The 6,715-nt window shown below is 36.0% G+C and carries 6 protein-coding genes; 2 read left to right on the top strand and 4 right to left on the bottom strand.

Annotation, left to right across the window (positions count from 1 at the left end; all coding sequences use genetic code 11):
• Nucleotides 1–248 precede the first annotated feature (248 nt).
• Nucleotides 249–458 carry a plasmid recombination protein gene (locus H1P_RS34785; RefSeq protein WP_144876260.1) on the top strand — a complete coding sequence of 70 codons (210 nt, stop codon included), beginning with the start codon at nt 249–251 and terminating at the stop codon, nt 456–458.
• Nucleotides 459–967: 509 nt separating this feature from the next.
• On the opposite strand, the gene H1P_RS34790 is transcribed toward H1P_RS34785, so the two are convergent.
• Nucleotides 968–1,372: a hypothetical protein gene (locus H1P_RS34790; protein WP_144876262.1), complete on the bottom strand. Its 405-nt coding sequence runs from the start codon at nt 1,370–1,372 to the stop codon at nt 968–970.
• A gap of 109 nt (nt 1,373–1,481) precedes the next feature.
• Entirely contained in the window at nt 1,482–2,102 is a 621-nt protein-coding gene (locus H1P_RS34795) for a recombinase family protein (protein WP_144876264.1), read from the bottom strand.
• 104 nt (nt 2,103–2,206) lie between these two features.
• Between H1P_RS34795 and H1P_RS34800 the strand changes: the two genes are divergently transcribed.
• Complete coding sequence (locus tag H1P_RS34800; protein WP_144876266.1) at nt 2,207–4,831, top strand: Tn3 family transposase; 2,625 nt, start codon at nt 2,207–2,209, stop codon at nt 4,829–4,831.
• Between the two features lie 247 nt (nt 4,832–5,078).
• On the opposite strand, the gene H1P_RS34805 is transcribed toward H1P_RS34800, so the two are convergent.
• Nucleotides 5,079–5,474, bottom strand: coding sequence for a hypothetical protein (locus tag H1P_RS34805; RefSeq protein WP_144876268.1), 396 nt, complete (start codon nt 5,472–5,474; stop codon nt 5,079–5,081).
• Nucleotides 5,446–6,570, bottom strand: coding sequence for a hypothetical protein (locus H1P_RS34810; protein WP_144876270.1), 1,125 nt, complete (start codon nt 6,568–6,570; stop codon nt 5,446–5,448). Before H1P_RS34810 ends, H1P_RS34805 begins: the two co-directional genes overlap by 29 nt.
• Between the last annotated feature and the right edge of the window lie 145 nt (nt 6,571–6,715).

Consider the following 6,715-nt stretch of genomic DNA (forward strand, 5'->3'; position numbering starts at 1 on the left):
TGGACAGGCTTCTCTCAGCTAAGGGCGCGAAGGGGGCTTCAATAGACAATAAATTTAGTGGGTAAACAGATTAATAAAAATACAAGCCCCCTTGCGCTGGGGCGATAGTTTTTTGGTTTTTGCGGACAAAATTACCCCATGTAAGTACTCAAATACTATTTTGGTCGCCAAAAACGGGGTAATGCGCGTCCCGCCTGTCCAACTTTGTCATAGTTTATTGCACCCCCATTGCTACTGGGAAAAGAAAGATGCCTCATGCTATCGCTAGAATTGCTAAACTCAAAAGCGGAAATATTGCCTCTTCCGAACAGCATACCAAAAGAGTCCGTTCCGTTCCAAACGCCGATCCAGAAGTTAATAACATTCGTATAGTAGGTCAACCAGAAACCAGTAATTGTAACGGCTTGCAAAAGCTAGAGCCTCGGCTCGCAAAAACTCACGTTTTCGGCTCAGATTAATCTGCAAAAAATATTCTATTCGGCTCACAATAAAATTGAGTTAATTCCTTCCAATCTCATATTTGTCTAGGTGTTATTGCTGAGGCTTTAAATAAAATTCAAGGTTAAGTTATTAGAGCTATATTGCACGAATAATTTTGTAAATGCCTAAATGCGATTTATAGTATGTAATTTAGAAAATTAATACTAATCTCTGAAAGCTCAAAATTTCGTACTCATACAAGAGGTCTATTGGTACCAACTTGCGTTCATAGACGTAACTTTGAAGTTTGATTTCACAATCTGCGGATTTCAAGATTAGTCGACGTTTTGCTCTACAGAGTAAGATTTTGAAAATTACGCTAAGGATTGCCAGTTAGTATCAGGTCTAATCTTAATGTTTTAAATAAGTTACTGTAAATGCTTAATAATGGGGTTTGAGTAGCAACTGTACAGAAAACCACGCTAAGGCTGTATCGCTTGCTGTGTAAAGCTTTTCGTCATTAATTCTCGCTCGAGCAATGCAAGAACTAACATAATTCCATAATTTTTGCCCATATTGGAGTTTCTTCAGTCGAAGACTTCCAAACAGCTTTATCCAATTCTTCTTGTTCCAAAGGATGACCATACCCATGTTCAAATAGTTCAAAATTATTAGCTGGGTATAGATACACTTCTTGAATTAAAACTTCACTTAAATCTAGAGTTTTCTCTTCTTCTTCTTCTTTATAAAACTCTTTTTGTAAATAGGTATAAAAATAAAGATGCTTGCACTCTCCTACATCATCTGCTTGTAAGATAGCTCTGATAAAAGTATCACAATTCAAACAAATATATCCTTGAGATTCTTGATATTGTATTACATCGTCTACTCTCGCTTCTGCATAATCTAAAACTGCTTCAATTACTTTTGATAGATTAGTCGTTGTTAACATTTTAGCTCGATAAAAAAATCTTACTTTACAGTTATTTTTAATTGATAATAAACAATTTTTCTGATGGAATTAAAATTTCCTAGCTCATAAATAAATTCCTCGCATTTTATTAAGATAAAAATGAACAATTTTTTTGTTTGTCTCTTTTCACAATTTCATTAACTGTGGTCTTACTGAGATGAAGTTCACGAGCAATCTGACGATAAGAATGACCCTCAAATACCATCTGCAAAACTTTAGGTGCATATTTGTCAGCCTTCACTCTTTGCCCTGGTTTTCGACCTAATTGCTTGCCCTTAGCCTTAGCAGCAGCTAACCCAGAACAAACTCTTTCTCTGACCAAATCTCTTTCAAATTCAGCTAGAGAAGCCATTACCGAAGCAATCAATTTTCCTTGAGGTGTCGTTAAATCAAATTGAAGTCCTGTTATAGCAATAACAGAAACTCCCCAATGAGCTAAATCCTGTAGAGTAGTTATCAGGTCAATGGTGGAGCGACCCCAACGAGTTAATTCTGTAACCAAGACTCCATCAATTTTGCGAGCCTGGGCTAAACTCATAACCTGCTTTCTTTTGGTGCGGTTATTTTTACTGCCACTAGTAGTTTCTTTCCACACGCCAACCACTTCATAATCAGCTTTTTTGGCATACTCCAATAAATCCCGTTCCTGACGAGAACAAGATTGGTCGGTAGTCGAAACTCGACAGTAAATCGCTACTCTCTGTACCATTTAAACCCTCCCGTCCGCAGGTGGCTCAAACCCCTATGCTATCGTTACCTTTAAGCGTACCAAATAGACTATAGTTTAAATGATACATTACTTGATTTTAATCAGTGTCATCTCGGTTTCTAAGCCAAGAACAACAGCATAATTACGGGCGTTATACGAGCGAACCAACTTCTATTCAGTTGGCTAATTACTTTCATCTCGATGATACAGCTTTCCAATTAGTCCAGAAACGCCGTGGAGACCACAATCGTTTGGGTTTTGCCATTCAACTATGTACAGTGCGCTTTTTGGGAACATTTTTAATCGATCCTATTGATGTGCCAGTTGGAGTAATTGATTACTTGGCATCCCAGCTAAAAATTGAAGATGTGAGTTGTCTCGAAAAATATCTACTGCGTTCTAATACTCATTGGGAACACACTTTAACTATCAAAAAGCATTACGGTTATCGCGATTTTAGCGAGCAGTCAGGACACTGGCGTTTGGTGAGATGGTTGTACCAAAGGGCTTGGACAGGAGGAGAAAGTCCTTCGATGTTATTTGATCTAACCACAGCCAGATTAGTCGAGCAGAAAATCTTACTACCAGGGGTAACAGTATTATCTCGTTTGATTTCATCAGTTAGAGAAAGAGTAGCTAACCGTACTTGGAATATTCTGGCCAAACTCCCCAGTTCCCAGCAGATAGAGAATTTAGAAGCTCTAATTGTCATCGGGGAAAAAGCTAGGTTAACTCCCTTAGAACAACTCAGAAAATCACCCACTCGCAAAAGTGCGCCCAGTTTGGTTAATGCTTTAAATCGCTTGGTAACAATTCGCGCTTTGGGCATTTATCAATTAAATGTGGGTAAAATACCGCCCATTCGCTTGAAAACTCTGGCTAAGAATGCTTTTACTCTCAGAGCGCAAGCTATAGCTAGAATGTCCCCTGAGCGAAGAATTGCTACCTTAGTAGCCTGGGCTTATGTCATGGAAGCCATTGCTATTGATGATGCTCTCGATGTGTTGAATCTGCTAGTCAAAGATATCTTGTCCAAGTCTCAAAAAGAGGGAAAAAAGAATCGTTTGCGAACTCTCAAAGATTTAGATGCTGCTGCTTTGCAGTTAGCTACGGCTTGTAAGATTCTTATCAATCCTAAAACAGAAGACAACAAAGTTAGAGAAGAAGTTTGGCAGAAATTAACTCCAGAACAACTAGCAGAAGCTGTTGCTAATGTTGAAGAATTGGCTCGTCCCCCTGAAGATAATTATTACGCTGAATTAATCCAACAATGGCGTTCGGTTCGCCGTTTTCTGCCAAAATTACTTTCAATCATTGATTTTGAAGGCAATCAAGCTGGTCAAAAAATCCTTGAAGCCTGGCAGTTTATGCAATCCATTGAAGGTCAAAGAAAACCCCTCATGGATGCTGCACCCCTAAAAATAGTCGATAAAAAATGGGCTGCTCTTGTAGTAGCATCCGATGCTACTATTGACCGTCGAGCATATACCTTCTGCGTTTTAGAGAAATTATTAGAAGGATTACGCCGTCGCGATTTATTTGTCTCGTCGGGAGAAAAATGGAGCAATCCTCGCGCTAAATTGCTTCAAGGCAAAGCTTGGGAATCAACCAGGGCATCGGTTTGTCGGACTTTAGAACTCAACCTCAAACCAGAACCAGAATTAAAAACCCTTCAAAAGCAATTAAATAAAGCTTATTCCCAAACTGCAAAGAATTTACCCAACAATGCCGATGTCAGAATTGAAAAGGATAAAAAAGGCAAAGAAACCCTCACCATCAGCAATCTCGATAAATTGGATGAGCCATCTAGTTATCTCAAACTGAAGAATAAAGTAGAATCTTTGCTGCCACAGGTAGATTTACCCGAAGTCTTGCTAGAAATTAATGCTAAGACGGGTTTTATGAAGGAATTTAGCCATCTCAATGAAAGCTTTGCCAAAGTTAAAGACCTTCCAATTAGCATCTGTGCAATACTTATCGCTCAGGGTTGTAATATCGGATTGTCTCCCTTAGTGAGAAAGAGAATTCCCGCACTCACCAGGGGTCGTTTATCTTGGGTAGAGCAAAATTATTTTCGTCCCGAAACAATCATCAAAGCTAATACGCGGTTAGTTGATGCTCAAACTAAAATTCCCATCGTTCAAAGCTGGGGTGGTGGTGAAGTAGCTTCAGCCGATGGAATGCGCTTCGTCGTTCCCGTACAAACGCTCAACGCAGGAACAAACAGCAAATATTTTAATCGCGGTCGGGGAATCACTTACTATAACTACACTTCCAACCAATTCACGGGCTTTCACGGTTTAGTCGTTCCTGGAACTTTGAGAGATTCTTTAGTTGTTTTGGTGGGGTTATTGGAACAGCAGACGGGTTTGCGCCCTAGAGAGTTAATGACCGATACTTCTGGTTATAGCGATGTGGTGTTTGGGTTATTTTGGCTCTTGGGCTATCAATTCTCACCTCGCTTGGCTGACGCGGGTTCGGCTCGTTTCTGGAGGCTCGATTCGTCAGCTGATTATGGATTGCTGGATAATCTGGCGCGACAGACAGTTAAAACTGAATTAATCGAGCAGAATTGGGACGATCTGCTCAGGGTAGCTGGTTCTTTAAAGTTGGGAACAGTCAGTGCGACGGAAATCATGCGAGCATTACATCGAGGTAAAAAACCCAGTACTATTGCCAAAGCTATTGGCGAATTGGGCAAAATCACTAAAACCTTATATCTGGGCTAAAGCTAAGGAAGCTGCGATAAGTGCCAAATGGTCTTAAATTTACTGCTATAACTAGCTTTCAGAGATTATTATCTTTTTTTAGCGATCGCTAAAAATACTGAGCAAAAAGTTCTGATTTGAAGTACTGTCAGAACTTTATTTGAAAAAATAGGCTAAATTAATGTTACTTCTGCATTAATTTTATACAAAAAAATCATAAGTTCTCATCCCAGAATCAAATTTAGAACTTTCTCTTTTCGTTTGGTAGTTATGACAGCTTCCTTAGCTTTACGCCAGATGGACAATTGGAAGCTTCTTTTAAATAAAGTTTAGTTTCTTTTCCCCAATCGGAGGAGCGATACCAATGATCGAGCCAAACGGTAGCTTCAGTTAAGAATTCAGAATCAGCAGGTACATTGCAAAGAATTCTTATAGCTTCTATGGTTTGACCTTCTTTGGCTAATTCAGGAGCAGCAATAACCCTTAACTCATTAAGTGCAGTTTCACAGATATCAGGAAAAATATATGAATTATTAGAATCGTACTTTAAAATTTCCTTTTTCTTTTGTTCTAATTTAAATATTAGATTTAATTTTGAATCTGAAAAATTTATATTTTTACAAAATCTTTGAAGATTATAAACTTCTAATTTTTTGTAAAACATTTAACTGTTTTATTTTATTTTTTAGTAAAAGATGATTAATAGTAACTAAAAAAAGATATATAAAACTAATAACTCCTATTAAAGTGGTCAATGACTTTACTTGTTTCATAAGTTGAGAATTTTTTAATTTTATATGATTTTTGCTCTTAGTTTTAGGATTATTTTGGTAAGTATCAACTTGCTCTATTTCTTGTAAGTTAATTACTTGTTGTAATTTAGCTATCTGTTGATTGATACAATCTAGATTAAAAATTCTTAAATAAATCAAATTAGCAACTTTTAATCGCTCTTTTTCTTTAACTATCAACCCGAGAATTAATAATTCTTCTTGCTCTTGAGTTTTTGGAAATTTTTGATTATCTGATAATAAAATTTCTCGATATTCTTGTAAAAGCTTGATAGAATTACATCTTTGATTATCATCTAGATTTTTTTTAAGAAGTCTAATATATTTTCCTATGTCACTAGTTTGCCAGTTTTCAATCAAAAATTTTTCAATAAATTGATCGACAGTATTAGCTTCTTCTTTTATAGGGATATTAAAGTTAGAATCTGTAAAAATCTGGCAAATATCTTTAGTAAGTATGGAATTGCCTCCAGTCCAAGCTAGCACGCTACTTAAAATTAGAGAAGAATTAGGATATTTATGTTCTAAATGTAATTGATTTTGATTATATTCTTTTAGTAAATCTAAAGAAATTATTTGTGGTGACTTAATCAATAAATTATCTAAAAAAAAGTTAATTGTACCTTGCTTAATCCATCCTTGATTGACAGCAATATCTCCAAATTTTAAATTGTTTTTTTCTTGTTCTCTAAGAATATTGTGAACTTGTTGTTCATTTAATAACCCAGAATCTTGAAGATAATAACCAATAGGAAACTGACGTCCTTCTTCTTTAATTTTTTGCCATTGATTTCCAAAAAAATCTAAAGTTTGAGGTTTAATTATTTTTTGTGAAACTAAAATTTGTTCGAGCTTTACTTTAGTATATTTCGCTTGAATATCTAAAGCATTTTGCCACTGATAACTACTGATTAAGTCGGCATCTTGTAAGAACATTCCCATGAGTAAATTATTGTTTTGATTGGGCATTTTTCTAATGATTTTTAAGAATTATTTCTGATTAATAATAAAATATTGACAATTATAATAATAAAATAACACAAGTAAATGATCAAGAGAAAAAACTAACAGAATTTGAGTATTAATGTATAAATGATATTAAATAGTATATTTT

This window comes from Hyella patelloides LEGE 07179 (assembly GCF_900659865.1).
Taxonomy (GTDB): domain Bacteria; phylum Cyanobacteriota; class Cyanobacteriia; order Cyanobacteriales; family Xenococcaceae; genus Hyella; species Hyella patelloides.